General features: G+C 37.3%; 18 protein-coding genes. 16 read left to right on the plus strand and 2 right to left on the minus strand.

All coding sequences use genetic code 11. The features are described 5' to 3' along the window. Window positions 1-684 precede the first annotated feature (684 nt). From ACQY3F_RS22595 to ACQY3F_RS22620, 6 genes are all read left to right on the plus strand, one after another. Window positions 685-1,011: a hypothetical protein gene (locus ACQY3F_RS22595; protein WP_428357795.1), complete on the plus strand. Its 327-nt coding sequence runs from the start codon at window positions 685-687 to the stop codon at window positions 1,009-1,011. A gap of 26 nt (window positions 1,012-1,037) precedes the next feature. Then, a complete protein-coding gene (locus ACQY3F_RS22600; protein ID WP_428357402.1) occupies window positions 1,038-1,238 on the plus strand; it encodes a hypothetical protein in 201 nt (66 codons plus the stop codon). 114 nt (window positions 1,239-1,352) lie between these two features. Beyond that, on the plus strand, window positions 1,353-1,586 hold the full coding sequence (locus ACQY3F_RS22605; RefSeq protein ID WP_428357404.1) for a hypothetical protein: 234 nt from the start codon (window positions 1,353-1,355) through the stop codon (window positions 1,584-1,586). Further along, window positions 1,586-3,124 (plus strand): aminotransferase class V-fold PLP-dependent enzyme, encoded by a 1,539-nt coding sequence (locus ACQY3F_RS22610; protein WP_428357406.1) that lies wholly within the window; start codon window positions 1,586-1,588, stop codon window positions 3,122-3,124. The genes ACQY3F_RS22605 and ACQY3F_RS22610 overlap by 1 nt, the downstream gene beginning before the upstream one ends. Before the next feature lie 235 nt (window positions 3,125-3,359). Then, on the plus strand, window positions 3,360-4,364 hold the full coding sequence (locus ACQY3F_RS22615; RefSeq protein ID WP_428353111.1) for an IS630 family transposase: 1,005 nt from the start codon (window positions 3,360-3,362) through the stop codon (window positions 4,362-4,364). 15 nt (window positions 4,365-4,379) lie between these two features. Next, window positions 4,380-4,946: a DegT/DnrJ/EryC1/StrS family aminotransferase gene (locus ACQY3F_RS22620; protein WP_428357408.1), complete on the plus strand. Its 567-nt coding sequence runs from the start codon at window positions 4,380-4,382 to the stop codon at window positions 4,944-4,946. Here the strand turns inward: ACQY3F_RS22620 and ACQY3F_RS22625 are convergent. Both ACQY3F_RS22625 and ACQY3F_RS22630 read right to left on the minus strand, forming a co-directional pair. Further along, window positions 4,901-5,650, minus strand: coding sequence for an ISAs1 family transposase (locus ACQY3F_RS22625; RefSeq protein ID WP_428353157.1), 750 nt, complete (start codon window positions 5,648-5,650; stop codon window positions 4,901-4,903). The genes ACQY3F_RS22620 and ACQY3F_RS22625 overlap by 46 nt on opposite strands. Then, window positions 5,629-6,681, minus strand: a complete 1,053-nt coding sequence (locus tag ACQY3F_RS22630) for a Druantia anti-phage system protein DruA (protein WP_428353913.1) — start codon at window positions 6,679-6,681, stop codon at window positions 5,629-5,631. The genes ACQY3F_RS22625 and ACQY3F_RS22630 overlap by 22 nt, the downstream gene beginning before the upstream one ends. A gap of 111 nt (window positions 6,682-6,792) precedes the next feature. Between ACQY3F_RS22630 and ACQY3F_RS22635 the strand changes: the two genes are divergently transcribed. From ACQY3F_RS22635 to ACQY3F_RS22680, 10 genes are read left to right on the plus strand one after another with little or no spacing between them, the layout of a single operon-like run. After that, on the plus strand, window positions 6,793-7,386 hold the full coding sequence (locus ACQY3F_RS22635) for a DegT/DnrJ/EryC1/StrS family aminotransferase (protein WP_428357410.1): 594 nt from the start codon (window positions 6,793-6,795) through the stop codon (window positions 7,384-7,386). Continuing rightward, a complete protein-coding gene (locus tag ACQY3F_RS22640; RefSeq protein WP_428357411.1) occupies window positions 7,383-7,997 on the plus strand; it encodes a hypothetical protein in 615 nt (204 codons plus the stop codon). The genes ACQY3F_RS22635 and ACQY3F_RS22640 overlap by 4 nt, the downstream gene beginning before the upstream one ends. Then, the gene (locus ACQY3F_RS22645) at window positions 7,997-8,917 is read left to right on the plus strand and encodes a ketoacyl-ACP synthase III (protein WP_428357413.1); all 921 of its coding nucleotides are present in this window, start codon (window positions 7,997-7,999) and stop codon (window positions 8,915-8,917) included. The genes ACQY3F_RS22640 and ACQY3F_RS22645 overlap by 1 nt, the downstream gene beginning before the upstream one ends. Window positions 8,918-8,925: 8 nt before the next feature. Further along, complete coding sequence (locus ACQY3F_RS22650) at window positions 8,926-9,159, plus strand: phosphopantetheine-binding protein (RefSeq protein ID WP_428357415.1); 234 nt, start codon at window positions 8,926-8,928, stop codon at window positions 9,157-9,159. 11 nt (window positions 9,160-9,170) lie between these two features. Next, window positions 9,171-10,118 carry a hypothetical protein gene (locus ACQY3F_RS22655; RefSeq protein WP_428357416.1) on the plus strand — a complete coding sequence of 316 codons (948 nt, stop codon included), beginning with the start codon at window positions 9,171-9,173 and terminating at the stop codon, window positions 10,116-10,118. A gap of 10 nt (window positions 10,119-10,128) precedes the next feature. Then, complete coding sequence (locus ACQY3F_RS22660) at window positions 10,129-11,592, plus strand: lipopolysaccharide biosynthesis protein (protein ID WP_428357418.1); 1,464 nt, start codon at window positions 10,129-10,131, stop codon at window positions 11,590-11,592. A 27-nt stretch (window positions 11,593-11,619) separates the two neighbouring features. Then, window positions 11,620-12,183, plus strand: coding sequence for a glycosyltransferase (locus tag ACQY3F_RS22665; protein WP_428357420.1), 564 nt, complete (start codon window positions 11,620-11,622; stop codon window positions 12,181-12,183). 28 nt (window positions 12,184-12,211) lie between these two features. After that, complete coding sequence (locus ACQY3F_RS22670) at window positions 12,212-12,652, plus strand: hypothetical protein (protein WP_428357421.1); 441 nt, start codon at window positions 12,212-12,214, stop codon at window positions 12,650-12,652. Further along, complete coding sequence (locus ACQY3F_RS22675) at window positions 12,652-13,443, plus strand: glycosyltransferase (RefSeq protein WP_428357423.1); 792 nt, start codon at window positions 12,652-12,654, stop codon at window positions 13,441-13,443. Before ACQY3F_RS22670 ends, ACQY3F_RS22675 begins: the two co-directional genes overlap by 1 nt. A gap of 49 nt (window positions 13,444-13,492) precedes the next feature. Beyond that, the gene (locus ACQY3F_RS22680) at window positions 13,493-15,724 is read left to right on the plus strand and encodes an IS4 family transposase (protein WP_428354849.1); all 2,232 of its coding nucleotides are present in this window, start codon (window positions 13,493-13,495) and stop codon (window positions 15,722-15,724) included. Window positions 15,725-16,041 lie beyond the last annotated feature (317 nt).

The following is a 16,041-nucleotide window of genomic DNA, read 5'->3' on the forward strand; positions in this document are numbered from 1 at the left end:
TAGCAGGATGGGTTAAAAATTGTAACTTCTCATTATTAAAGGGTACAGGCAGTCTTTTCAGCACGTCATTCCTGTATGCTGTTAACAGGAATCTATGCTCAATGTAGATTCCCGATAAAAGACCTCGGGAATGACGATATTTTTATATGTATTTTCCCGTGAATAATGAGAAGTTACAAAAAATCACCTGATTACCCACAACTCTCAAGTATAATTCGTCATTCCTGCATGCTTCTAGCAGGAATCTAGTTAGTTAAGCATAGATTCCCGATAAAGCTTGTGCCCACGCTTGACTGGGTAGACTCCAGGAATGACGAGTTTGTTAACATGCTGATTATTCATGTTTTATTTTACTATGGCTGAGAGTCATACGTAATCAGGAAAAATTATAAAGAAACAGAAAAACAAGGGCTGGAGTGCTATTTTAGTAGCCGTTCAGCCCCAATGCTGTTGACTTAAGAATAAGCTTCTTCTCCAGAGGGAGAAGGTTGGGATGAGGGAGGGCTAAATGCATTATTTTATTCTCCTCACCCAACCCCCTCCAGCAAGAGAGGGCTTAAGTCAACATTCAGTCTCCCTCCCTCCCTCCTCCTTCGCAAGGAGGGGTTAGGGGAGGTTTTATTAGAAATGTTTTCCTCGACCTTAATATTCTAAAGGGGGAGGCGAGCGGTTACCTATTTTATTATTGAAAGTAAATCAGGTGAAATGCTTGGCCTAGTTAGAGTATATGATTTAAAAAAAGATTCATTTTGTTGGGGGAGTTGGTTGATTAAAAATGGTGCTCCAAAGTCAACGGCCATTGAATCTTCATTGCAAATTTATGAATTTGGTTTTGGTGAATTAGGGTTTCAGCAGTCGCACTTTGATGTGCGAAAAGAAAACCAAAAGGTTGTTGTATTCCATGAACGCTTTGGTGCAGTGAGAGTAAATGAAGATGAATTAAATTATTATTTCATTTTTAAAGAAAGTACTTATCAAAACACAAAACGAAAGTACAAAAAGTTTGTTTAAAATTAAGAAAAATTAAGGGCGTCGTCATGTACACAATAGAGTTTGAAGCAGACATAAGCAATGGTATGATAAAAATACCTGAAAAGTACAAAGAGCTAAATTCAAAACATATCAAAGTAATTGCTGTAATAGATGCGCCTGATATGGCTAACCCGCTTTTAAAAGAGCATGTCGAAGAAAACCCTCAATTTTCGGATAAATACATTGAAGGCATTGGCGTGAGCTAGTAATGACTGGATTGTGTGGTTATGATGAAGGTTATTATAAAAGTGATCAGTTCTATAAATTTGCTATGAAGAAAGAAGATAAAAGTATGCATGGCGTTTTAAAAGGAGAGACAAATGAAATTAACAGTTGATATCCCTGATGAATCAGTCGCACCAAAAGTCATATTGTTTTTGAATAACTTAAAAAGTGATGGTGTGAAATTTGAGCAAGATCAGGAAATAAAGGCGGAGTTTTCAAATAAATACCTCCAGGATAACTGGATGGAATTAGTTATGACGCATGAGGATCCTAATATAGATGATGATAATAAACTAGAACGGGCACATGCAAGCTGGGAAAACCCTTAATGAAGAATGTAGTACTGGATGTAAATATCATTCTTGACTTTTTTAGTGCAACACGTAGAGTAGCGTTTCCAAATTCTATTAAAGCTTTTGAATATTTACGGGGTAGAGGTTATACCTATATTTCTTCCTCAAGTTTAGATAATATTGCCTTTTTAAAAGCAGATGAATTAAGGAGAGAATATGGATATTCACAATCGAAGCGACGCTTATTAGCAGCTCAATTGATTAAATACCTGATGGGAAACTTTAAACTTGCTAAAACGCCAGCGTACTTAACGATTGACTATACTGATATTGAAGATAGTCAAATTATTGCATCAGCACAGGCAGTTGATGGAATAGTACTGACAAGAGATAACGGCATGTTAAAAAAGCACCCTGAATTAACGCTTCACCCCGATGATTTTTTTCAATATGTAGAACAATCAAAAGAAACAACAATTCCTTTTCTAGATCTTAAATCACTCAATAGCGAGTACTTGAAAGAATTTGAACAAGCCTTTGACCAAGTAGTTAACAGCGGCTGGTATATACAAGGAAAACAATGCCAGGCATTTGAACAAGAATTTGCTGATTATTGCGGGACAAAACACTGCATAGGCGTTGCTAATGGACTAGATGCATTAACCCTCATTATAAGAGCCTATAAAGAAATGGGGCTTATGCAGGCAGGTGATGAAATTATAGTCCCTGCTAATACCTACATCGCATCTATTTTAGCGATTTCCGAAAATGACTTAACCCCTGTGTTAGTCGAACCAGATATTCAAACGTATAATATTAACCCTGCATTAATAGAGGAAAAAATAACGGATAAAACTAAAGCAATTATGGCCGTACATTTATACGGACAAGTTGCAGCAATGAATGAGATAAATGCCATTGCTAAACAATATAATTTAAAAGTGATAGAAGACTCGGCACAAGCCCACGGTGCTATTTATCATGGTAAACGAACGGGTAACTTGGGAGATGCAAGTGGATTCAGTTTTTACCCAGGAAAGAATTTAGGTGCATTAGGTGATGGAGGCGCAATCACAACGAATGATGATCAATTAGCAGATGTTGTTCGAGCGTTAGGGAATTACGGCAGTCATAAAAAATATGAAAATCAGTATCAAGGTATCAATAGTCGCTTAGATGAGATGCAAGCCGCTTTTTTAAGGGTTAAACTGAAGCAGCTTAATAATGAAATACAAAAAAGAAGAGCTATCGCTGAATACTATCTTAAAAATATAGACACTGAGTTAATAGGGTTACCATTTGTGGCTGACTCTAACTCTCATGTCTGGCATCTATTTGTAATTCGTACAAAGAATAGAGAGCAGTTACAAAAGTATCTTATAGACAACCGTATTCAAACATTAATTCATTATCCTATTCCCCCAAATAAACAAGCGGCTTATAAATGCTGGAATAATATAAGTTTTCCAGAAACGGAAATGCTTCATAAGGAAGTGCTGAGCTTGCCCATAAGTTCCGTAATGACAGATGAAGAAATGAAACGTGTTGTTGGTGTAATTAATAATATGGCATAACATGGTTCTCTCGTTCCCATGCTCCAGCGTGGGAATGTAGGCTGTGATGCTCTGCGTCACCGAACGCAGAGCGTTCTCATATGAGTTCCCACGGAGACCGTGGGAACTATATTTTTTTGTAAATAATAAAAGAAATTCTGCATGATCAACGTAACAAAAACATACCTAAGTACTTACGCAAAATTAATTTAACGAAAAAAGGTGTCATAATAAACAATTATTTTGCTGACTCTAAATGTTTGTGCTCTATATAAAACACCTACTCCCAGAAGAAATTACTGCTTTAAATGTGATGCATAAAAACCATCCACTTCATTTAAGTAGAAGTCGAGCTCATGCTATTTTATTAAGTTTCAAAGAGCATTCTGTTCCCATGATTTGTTCTATTTATAACGTATGCCGCCAAACTGTTTCCACTTGGTTTTCTAACTGGGAAAAGAATGGAATCGATGGATTGGTTGACTGTCAGGGAAGAGGACGGCGAGGTATTTTAACTGAAAAACAACAAATAAGCTTAGTCCAGAGAGTTGAAAAATCTCCTAGATCATTAAAATCAGTACTAGCAAAATTTGAAGAAGATCTAGGCATTTCAGTTAGCATTGATACTATAAAACGTATTTGTAAACAAGCTGATCTTGTTTGGAAACGAGTTAGAAAATCCTTAAGGATAAAGCGTAATCAAGATAAATTTGATTTGGCAACCGATGAAATAAAAGAATTAATACAACAACATAAAGAGAATGAACTTGATTTGTGCTACTTTGATGAGTCGGGGTTTACACTAGAACCCTGTGTTCCTTATGCTTGGCAACAGTCAGGTGAGACGATTGAAATACCAAGCTCAAACAGCAAGCGTCTTAATGTATTAGGTTTTGTTAACAGAGATTGCAGGTTTGATTCTTTTGTTTTTGAAGGGAGTGTAAACACTTCGGTTGTTGTGGCTTGTATTGATGAATTTGCTAAACAGATTAAAAAACCAACAACTCTTATTATTGATAATGCATCGACTCATACGAGTAATGAATTTAATGAAAACCTTGAAAGGTGGAAAGAAAAAAACCTATCCATTTACCGTATACCGCCATACTCACCCGAGTTAAATATTATCGAGATTATATGGCGTAAAATAAAATACGAATGGCTTCCTTTTTCAGCTTATGAATCCTATGCCTCTCTTCAGGAAGAATTATTTAAGGTGCTGTCTAATATTGGAAAGAATTACAAAGTAGAGTTTGCATAAAAGGTTAAATTAATTTTGCATGGGTACTTACCAGATAAACGAAAATACCAGTCTTATGTGGATAAAATCTATAAGAGCGGATGGGTAACAAATAATGGGCCATTGGTTAGGGAGCTTGAAGAGCGCTTAGCAGAATATCTTGGTGTCAAAAATATAGTCTTGGTAGCAAATGGGACAGTCGCCCTTGAAATCGCTTATAGAACCTTGGATCTTAAAGGATATGCAATCACCACTCCTTTTTCTTTTGTTGCGACAACGAGTTCTCTTGTAACCAATGGGATTAAACCCATATTTGCAGATATTGATGCGCGCACATTAAACATCGATCCAGACTGCATTGAAGAACTTATTACGCCAAACACAGAAGCCATAGTCCCGGTACATGTCTTTGGTAATGGCTGTGATGTCGAAAAAATTGCCAAAATAGCTGAGGCACATAATTTAAAAGTGGTTTATGATGCGGCTCACGCTTTTGATGTAAAATATAAAGACGAAAGCATATTAAACTCAGGGTTAATTTGTTCATATTCTAAACCTTATGCGGCACAAGGCCTCCTGGTATTTTTTGTAATTTTCAAATAGTCTAAAACAGCTCTGGTATTCTTATTGAGTTGCCTCATTTTCTTTGAAATCCCTTTCTCAACTTTTGATTTTATTAATCCGATAGCAAAGCGCCTAAGACGGGTCATGTTCTCAGGGCCATAACCGGTACGAATTGTTGAGCGATCTTCATCAAAAACCCAGTCAATAATATAATGACTGACTTCAATAGACCAGTGACCTCGAACTTTATATAAGATGGTTTTCGGATCTGCGTCTTTTTTTGTTCTGCTGGTCACACCGTAAGCGGTCGCAAGTGATGTTTTCCCACTTTTCTTGTCCGTTATTTCTCGTTCTATGCGATAAACCTGGGCAACATGAGGGAATAATACATACTCACTTAATTCCGATGTGACCCAGATTCTACGAATCTCAATTCGTCCGTGCCCGACAGACACTTTGTCTTCATAATCTGCCAAACGGCTATCATTTGAAAAGTAGGTGGTAATATCATCAAGCAGTGTCGGCTGGTTTCCTTTGACACTAAAATAATAATGCGCTTTTCGTTGTTCTACTAAATAACGCGCGAATTCAGTCTGGGTGTGCAAAGCATCGCTGGTGATATCTTTATTTTCAATCGGTAGTGTATCTAATAATTTCGGAGCAAATGTTATTTCATTGGTTTGCTTAACTTCATCCGACCCATCTCCAACAGGCAAAGTACCTACTTTTTTTGGGCGTAGCAAATTCCTGTGGTATGCCCAACAGCACTCATTATTTGTGTTTGGCGCCCTGATTCATCAATCGCATTACACATGACTTTGCCATCTATTGCGAGTGAGTTGTCATCCTGGGCATAGGCTTTGTTCCAGGCATTAAAGGCTGCGTCAAGTTCATTCGGGTCTACTCTTACTAAGATATTTCTAAAAATGCTTAGGCTTGGAATCACATAACGGCCTTTATCATAACGGCAACGAAAATGCGCTCTGGACTTTTGAGATAAGCTTTCAGCCCAGTCAAAAATAGATTCATAGCTCCTCATGCCGCATAACACAGCTCCAGCGGCTATTCCCAGAACAGTCTGTATTCTATGGCGTCGCCCTTGGGCTCTACGGGGATCATTAATTTCCTTGAAGAAATCCGGTAATGAACGCATTTGATGACGCGTTATTTTCATTTTTACCTCACCTAATAAAAAATGATGACTTAATATAGTGTGAGATAAAACAGATTGTGCTCGACGATGAAGTGGCTTAACGAAAATCAGCTTTTTGTGCTCTGTTTGAGCAGAGTAACCGTCTGTTACCCTGCGAAACCCTTTCGTGTAACCAATAGCCTGCCAGTTACTGGCTCGATAAACACCTCCATGAAATCGCTTTGGATCGACAAAGGTCTCGACCAACAAAATAGGGTGTCCATACTTTTCAACCCAATCATTGGATAAGCGTTTAAGGCACAGTGAAAGGAGGCGTGATCCTAGGTTTTTATCATGCCTCGTCGGTAATATCAAAAAACGGCTGTTGTTGGCAATCAGTTTTAAGCGGCCCGTTTGGTGGCGATAACTCCATCCTATCCAGCTATCACGAGCCGCACACTTTAATGCGGCGGCCGAAAAGCTGATCAGTGCAATCCATTCTGTTTCAGAATAGGCCACATACCAAAGGGTTTCACCAATTTTTGGAATAGCACCTAAGTAATGCTGGGCCTCCATCAAATCCTGATATTTTGGTTCTTCTTGCTTTAAAATGGGCCTGACTGATATTTGGTTGAGTTGCATCGTTTTATCTCAAGAAACTGGATAGAAACTATACATGCTTTTCATGGGTTTGTCCATCTTGGGGTGTAACTCATTACCATGCTTACCCTTTATAGCTAGAACAAATTAGCCGTGATATTAAACTATGGAGACATCTCAATATTGAGCTTTCATGCGACAAAACTGTTTCATACCATAGAAGGCGGAGCACTGATTATTAATGACGACAGTTTAGTTGAAAAAGCCCGCTATCTTATTAATTTTGGTATTGAAAATGCTGAGTCTATCCCGGAGCTTGGAACCAATGCCAAGATGAATGAGTTTGAAGCGGCAATGGGGCTTTGCATGTTAGACGAAATGGAAGTAGTGTCTCAAAAAAGAAAAGACGTTTATGAAAGGTACCAAAAAGAGCTAGGTGGTATGGTGCAATTGCAAAAACAAAACAGCCTTTCGACTCAAAACTATAGCTATTTCCCCATTATTTTAAATGATGAAGAAGAAAGGTTAAAAGTACAGCATGCATTGAATCATCAAAACATCTCTCCCCGTCGTTATTTTTATCCATCGCTAGATACCTTGAATTATATTGAACCGAAACAACATTGTGCTCACTCAAGAGATCTCTCTAAACGAATTCTATGTTTACCTATGTACCCAGAGTTAAGTGAAGAAGATCAAATGAAAGTTACTAGTATTATTCAATCCATAATAAGAGATTCGCTATGAAAAAAAAAGTAGATTTAGACTTCTGTTTTAAAGGAAGTCGAACTTATATTCAGGGGCCGGATATTTTTGATGCAGTTATTGCATCTATCTCAAATGAATTTAATATAATTAGAGATGTTAAGTATTCTGCTCATGCAATGCTTCGTAAAAATGCAACAATGTATATAACAGACAAAGTTGTTAAATCGGATTATCCTGTAATTAATTCATTGATCAACTTCATAGGTGATGATGTTAAATATTATGCGGTAGTTTGTGAAAATGACAAATCAATTGAGTGTTGTAATGATTATTCTGAAGAGACTGTAGAAAAAAACTCAGTGCTTTCAAACCATCTTATTTCCTTTAAAAATGTATTGCCTGACAGTTATACGGAAATCGTTGTTTCTATGAATAAGTATTTTTTAAATCAAACAGTTAAAGAAAAAGGCAAGTGGATCGTAACAAAGTTTGATTATTTTGAGCTGGCTGATATTGTGAATATTAAAAACAAAGAAATTAAACTGGAGTTATTACAGAACTTCAATAATAAATTAACTAAAAGTCTACTTTTTTTAGATGAAAAGCCAGTTGGGCATTTGTATTTCTCACTTATTCCAAAGGAGTCTTGATGTTAGGTATAGAAAATATCGCTATATATATTCCTGAAACAAAAAAATCTAATTATGATCTCAAAGAAAAATTTGAGATTGATGATGACTTTATCGAGAACAAAATAGGTGTCAAATATCATGCACTAAAAGATAAAGGTTTCAAATCTTCAGATATGTGTGTAAAAGCATTTGAAAACCTGAAAAAAATTTCCAATATAAATGTTGATGAAATAGAATGTTGTATTGTGGTCACTCAGAACCCTGATTTCAATATTCCCCATACGTCTGCTATCGTACACGGCAAACTTGACCTACCTGAGAATTGTGCAGCATTTGATATCTCTTTAGGCTGTTCGGGTTTTGTCTATGGCCTCTCAAATATCATCTCATTTATGAAAAACAATGATATGAAGAAGGGGCTTCTTTTCACCTCAGATCAATACAGTAATATTGTTGATGAGAATGATAAAAATACTGCACTGCTCTTTGGTGATGCGGCAACTGTAACACTGATCAGTGAAGATGCTACTTATATCCCTATAGATTTTAGCTTTGGTACTAATGGTAAAGATTATAAAGAGCTTATCTGTGAAGATACACTTTATATGAATGGACGGGCTGTGTTTAGTTTTACAGCCACAACAGCACCGAAACATATTCAAGCATTGCTTCATAAAAATAATTTGACAGACGAGGATATCCAAAAATACTATCTTCATCAGGGAAGTAAATACATCGTGGATACCATACGAAAGCGACTAAAAGTGAATGAGGACAAAGTTCCTTTTGACATGGCTGAGTACGGCAATACAGTCTCATCATCTATCCCCATTATGTTAGCTAATAATATGAATGTTATGCCAAAGGGTAATATCGTTTTAAGTGCATTCGGAGTGGGGCTTTCATGGTCCTCGGCTATAATTAAGAAAATCAATTAAGGAAAAAAATGATAGTAACAACAGAAGAGATCAGAAACATCATCATCGAAGAGACCGATACATTGGAAAATATGGAAACAATGTCAAATGATGTCTCTCTGGTAGAGCAAGGAGTCGATTCTCTTGACATGGCGAATATCTATTTATTGTTGGAAGAAAAATATGGTATCAAAATACCAGATGCCGATCTTGATCAGTTAGTCAGTGTCGATACAATCGTCTCGTATCTTTTAGAAAAATAGTTCTCGTTCAGATGCTAAATGAATATATTCCATTTTTACAATCTCTAAACTGGGAAGAGATTGAATGTATTGTCCAGCGAACCGGGTTTATATATGAACCGTCTGCCAAGCTACCGTCTGATAAGTTACTTAAAGGGGTTTCTGATGGTCGTTATGCAGTTGCAGCCACTATTTGTTTTGTCGACAGGGAACCTATAAGTGATATTTTGGAGAACCTGGGTGATGCCTTGACTATAACAACAAAAGAGCTGCATCAGAATTTTCCGGATGCTATGGCGCTTTATACGGAAGATCCGCGAGCGCTGTTTATTAAACTGATCGACCTTTTAAACCGAGAAAAAAAATGTGCTCCATTTACCTCGCAGATAAAAAAACAAGTACCGACAATAGATCCTGAATCTAGCGTTGATGAGAGAGTAATCATTGAAGAGGGAGTGAGTATTGGCAAAGGAAGTGTTATATCGGCTGGCTGTATTCTGAAAAGGGGTACTGTTATTGGTGAAAACTGTATTATCCGGGAAAATTGTACGATTGGCTGTAATGGTATTGCGCTTTATAAAACTTCCAATGGTGAGACATTAAGATTCCCTCATCTGGCAGGGGTGAACATGGGTAATAATGTAGAGTTAGGTGCTGGTACAGTCATCGTCCGTGGCACACTTTTGAATACTGTCATTAGTAATGATGTTGTCATTGGTAATTTGAGTAATATCGGACATGGTGTACAAATTGGTAAAAAAGTCTGGGTGTCGGTTGGATCGATGATAGGCGGTAATTGTTCTATTGGAGATGGCACAACCATAGGGCTAGGTGTTAGATTGAGAGACAATTTGAAAATTGGTGAAGATGTATCTATCGGTATGGGAAGTGTTGTGACAAAGAATCTGCCTTCAGGAATTTCTGTTTTTGGTAATCCGGCCAAAAATCTGCGCAGTCTCTCTACTGGCCCGAAACGTTAGTTTGTAATTTATGACAGATAATTTAAAAGCAAAAGGCACCAAAGCCTTTATCTGGGATTTTTTTGGCAAGATGGTTACCCGGGGTATGGGGTTTATCGTTTCGATATTTCTAGTCAGACTTCTTGAACCTTCTGATTTTGGCTTGATAGCAATGGTAATGGTAATCATCGGGATAGCAACTGTGTTTACCGATGTCGGTTTAGGTGGCGCGCTTATTCAGAGACGTAAAGTCCATCCTATTCATTACTCCTCTGTTTTTTATTTCAATATTGTAGTCGGGCTATTTCTTACTTTATTGACCTACTTTTCTGCGCCATGGATCAGTGTATTTTATGAAAGTGAGCAATTGCTCCCTTTGGTAGAAGTGATGTCATGTTTATTTGTTATCAATGCATTTTGCAGTGTACAAAGCACGCGACTGCGTAAAGAGCTAAACTATGCCTTACTAACAAAGATAAGCTTGATCTCATCTTTGAGCAGTGGTGCACTCGGGATCTATTTGGCATTACGGGGTGCCGGGGTCTGGAGTCTGGTAGCACAGACTTTAACTATGAGTATTGTGTATAATTTACTTATTTGGACTACTGCAAAATGGAAACCTTCTTTAACATTTTCATGGAAAGCGCTAACTCAATTGTGGGGCTTTGGATTCCGGATGTTTTTATCGAGGATGTTGGACGCTATTTTTATCAGACTGGACTTCTTAATTATAGGTAAACTGTTTCCGCCCGCTACCTTAGGGTTTTTCCAGCGTGCCAAATCGCTTAACAGTATGGTTGTTCAATATTCGTCCGGCAGTTTAATGTCGGTATTGTTCCCTGTACTTTCTAAAGTTAAAAATGACCTCCCACGTTTTCAGAGCATCGTCTTAAAAGCATTAGGTGTTATCAGCTTCATTGTATTTTTGCTTCTTGGGAGTCTGTACCTTATTTCTGAGGAGTTGATAGTTTTACTTTTTTCAGCCAAATGGCTGCAGTCCGTTGAGTTTTTTAAAATACTGGTTCTGAGTGTGTTCGGGTTACCTATCAGTACACTATTGGTTAATGTACTTAGCAGTAGAGGGAATTCTAAGGCTTTTTTACGATTAGAGATCTATAAGAAGGTCATTGTGACGATAAACTTTGTGGTTCTCTATTTTTGGGGTATAGAAGTTTATTTGTACGGTTTGGTTGTTACTTCAGTATTAGGAGTAACATTAAATATTTTATTTGCCTCTCGTGAGATTAAATTACCATTTTTTTTATTTGTGAAACCAATTCTTATGCAAATGGGAATCACATTATTTTCAGTAATTTTAACGCTCTTAATTACTAAAAATTTAGATCAATTAAATATAATAATGTTAATTGTTAAAGGGAGTATATTTACTTTTATGTATGTTTTATTTAACTATTTTATAAAAACCAGTTCATATACCTATTTTAACGAACAAGTCATTCCGTTAATCAAAAAAAGAAAAAAGAAGAAAAATTAAATGCATCACAGAACTGAACAGGAGATCATGCAGAACTGGGTTGATAGTATTGAGCAGCCAGTAGTAAGCATATGTTGTACAACCTATAATCATGAACCCTATATAGCTGAAGCGATTGATGGTTTTTTGATACAAGAAACAGATTTCCCTTTTGAGATTTTGATTCGAGATGACTGTTCTACAGATAAAACAGCTGAAATAGTAAAACAGTATGCTGACCAGTATCCACAACTAATAAAGCCTGTATACGAAAAAGAAAATACTTTTTCTAAAGGTGTTAAGCCAATGCCTACTTTAATAACAAAAGCAATTGGCAAATATATTGCTCTGTGTGAAGGCGATGACTATTGGACTGACCCTGAAAAACTACAGATACAAATAGATTTAATGCAAGAAAACTCGGAGTGTTATTTGAGTTTTCATCCTGTCGATGAAGTATTGGTTAATGAGCCTTCAGGAGTAATTATTGGGAACCATGTAGAGAAAAATAAAATTTTCACTGATATGGAAATGTTTGAAAGAATTCGCGGTGGGTTTTGTCCTACAGCTTCGATAGTTATTCGCCGAAAAGTAATGGATCCCCCCCCCTGAATTTTTTAAAACCTCTCCGGTAGGTGATATGTTTATACAGTTTCTTGGTTCTGTGGATGGTGGAGCCTTATTTATTGCCAGAAAGATGTCTGTATATAGAAGAGGACATCCTGAGTCATATACTTCGAATAAGATAAAAAATGCCAGGATATCTCTTCAATCATTAATAAAAGTAGAAACAGATTTTACACTTAAATTTATTAAATCATTGGAGGATATGGCTAACATTATTGATCCAAAATACAGAAATATACTTAACCAAAGAATATCAGAACGTTTATTCATTTTATCGATATTATATTTAAAAAAAAATATGGATAAAGATTTTAGGAATATAGTTGTGCAAGCACAGAAGAGATATAAAAATATTTCTTTCCAGTATAATATTTTATATCATTTTAGGTTTTTACCATCTGCATTAAGAAGAATGATTAAATTAAGAGAGTTTTTTAAGAACACGAGAAGATAATGGAGAGAACAGAAGAAGAAATCATGCAAAGTTGGAAAGGTGATAGGACTTTACCTCTTGTGAGTATCTGCACTATTACCTATAATCACGGAAAGTATATATCTGAGGCATTAGATAGCTTTCTTGCGCAGCAAACTAACTTTCCTTTTGAAATCGTTGTAGATGATGATTGTTCACCTGATGATACAGCAGAGGTAATCCGTAAATATATGGAAAAGTACCCCAATATCATTAGTGCTAGACTACGAAATGAAAATGTTGGGATGATGATAAATGGTATTGAGAATAAGCAAAGAGCAAAAGGAGAATATATTGCTCTTTGTGAAGGGGATGATTATTGGACTGATCCAAAAAAACTACAGATACAAATAAATGAAATGAAAAAGTATCCAAACTGTAATCTCAGTTTTCATCCTGTAAGTGAATTAATAGATGGGGTAAAAGGAAATATTTTATCGAACTATTCAGAGAAACATAATATTTTTACAGTACCTGAAGTAATATTGGGTGGTGGCCCTTTCATACCAACGCCATCTATAATAATAAAAAAAGTAGCAGTGGATAATATACCGGATCGCTTTCTTGTGAATGCACCTGTTGGTGATTATTTTATCCAAATATTTGGTTCGATTAAAGGTGGTGCTTTGTTCATAAATAAATGTATGGCCATATACAGAAGCAATGTCATTCACTTAAATACAAAAATAACAAAAAAAAATAAAGTGATTAATACTCATAAGCTTAAGCAACGCTTTCCTCAGTTACTTTTTGCCTTGACTATATCCATCTAATCTGCCAACATAAGCATGGATAATTTAATTTTTGCAGGCAGGCAACATAATGACAACAGCTATTACCCAACCCCTTACACTTTCTGCTCGTTATTTTTCTAAAAAAGAACTCGCCTACGTTCAGCAAACCGTTAACACGTTCCCCAACTTAAGCCTGACCGAACTTGCCGAAACGCTATGCGAACATTTGCACTGGGTCACGGCAAAAAAACGCAATAAAATTAATGCCTGCCTAAGCGCCTTAGCTAAGCTGGAAAAATTGGGCTATATCAGCTTACCGGTAAAACGCGTTCAAAAGAAACGCGAATCAAAACCGATCATCTGGACATCACAATCGGTTCCTGGTGTACCTATTGAATGTGAGCTCAGTTCCTTGGGGCCTATAGAATTAGAGGTTGTCACAGATAAGGCGGATGTCGCGCTTTGGAATGAGCTCGTTGATCGGCATCATTACCTGGGTTATCGTCATCCTATCGGTGCGGCCTTAAAATACTTTATCATCTCCAATACACCGACACGACAAATCCTGGGTTGCCTGCAGTTTTCAGCCTCTGTCTGGCACCTGGCTGACCGTGATCACTGGATTGGCTGGCAAACGAAAGATAGGGAGCAACGCTTAAACCTGATCATTAATAACACCCGTTTTTTGATTTTACCCTGGGTCAAAGTCAAAAATTTAGCCAGTCACGCCTTATCTATCGTGACTCGTCAAATTGCAGATGATTGGGATAAAACGCACGCTTACCGTCCCGTCTTGATTGAAACCTTTGTGGACACCACGCAATACCACGGCACCTGTTATCTCGCTGCTAATTGGTCACATATCGGTGAAACCAGTGGCAAAGACTGGCAAAAAGCGACGGATAATAAAGAGGGCACCATTAAGAAGTTGTTTGTTTTTCCGCTTAATCCACACTTTAGAGCCGTATTGAAAAATGAACCTGTCAGCCAAAAAAAATCGATCATTGATGACGACTTTTTAAACTTATGGGGCAAGGTTGTCAATATCATCTCTGAGGTGGCTCTTGCCTACGATGCCACCTGGCAAAAACGCAAACGGGTGATAGACTCATTATTACTGGTTTTTCTTATTTTTCGCCTGGTTTTTTCAAAAAACACACAGAGCTATGGCACCACCATTACCGAATTCTGGCACAATTGCCATCGGATGAAGTTTCCCTTGCCCCAAAAACAAGCCATTTCAGCCTCATCCTTTACCGAGGCACGTAAAAAACTGAATGAATCCATTTTTATCGAGTTGAACCAGCGCATTATCCAGGCCTGTCCTGAGAAAACATCAGAACGCTGGTTGGGACATCGCCTGTTTGGAGTGGATGGTAGCAAGATCAATCTGCCCCGAGAATTAATCAAAGCAGGTTATGCCACACCACAACAAAACAGCCATTACCCACAAGGCCTGCTCAGTTGCTGCTATCAACTTAAATCAAAAATCCCCTATGATTTTGATCTGGTCAGTCATGGCAATGAACGCAAGTGTGCTTTGGCGCATTTACAAACACTAGAGCCAAATGACGTTTGCGTCTATGATCGCGGTTATTTTTCTTACGCCTCTTTATTCCAGCACATTCAAGCGGACGTACACCCTGTTTTTAGAATGAAGAGACACGCAGGAAAAGCGATTGATGAATTTATCGACAGTGATAAAACGGATGAGATCATTACCCTGATGCCAACAAAAGCGCGCCAGAGAGAGATCAAAAAAGAATTTCCTCAGATGATCTTTGTACCGCTAAAGATACGTCTCATCAAATATGTCATTGATGGCACGAGTTACTGTATTGGCACCACGCTAATGGATAAGCAATACACCATTGATGCGTTGAAATCGGTCTATCATGATCGCTGGGGCATTGAGGAGCTTTATAAAGTGAGTAAAAACCTGATTGAGGTTGATGATTTTCATGGGCGCAGTGAGCGCACGGTCAAACAAGAACTGTACGCTCACTTTGTGTTGATCACCATGAGTCGACTCTGCGCGAGGGCCTCTGAGCATTTACTGGCGAGTTTGCTGAATCTTCCTGTCGATGAAGAATCAGAGGCAGAGCAAACCATTCAGGTGAACTTTAAAAATACATTAACGACCGTAGCCCGACATCTTGAGGAGATTTTGTATGCACCCAGTATTTACATCAATCAGGTGATGACTGAGTTGGTTTGTTCAATTTCACGTTACTATCACAAGAAAAGGAAGGGGCGTCATTACGCAAGAGAATCGAAACAGTCAGCACAGCAATGGAATACGCGGAGAAATAGCGCTTGATTTTTTAACATAAGAATGTGGGTTGGGTTGAAGTTTATCTGATTCTTAACCGAATAGGAGTGTTTCTTAAACGAATGACATTGTATACAGAAGGGGGCATATTGAAAGTTGGTCTTCAGGAGAAAAAGATTTTCAAAAAATAAGAGTATGGAGAGATAAATATATTTCTTCAATGAAAAAAATAAATGAAGAAACAGAAAATAGATACAAAAGAGAGATAAATATATATTTAGTTGGCGTAAACTATAGGGTTTTGAGAGCCAGAAGTGTTCCTTTGGAGTATAAGATACATGTATATAATGATATAAAAAATAGTT

Source organism: Methyloprofundus sp. (assembly GCF_965251085.1).
Classification (GTDB): domain Bacteria; phylum Pseudomonadota; class Gammaproteobacteria; order Methylococcales; family Methylomonadaceae; genus Methyloprofundus.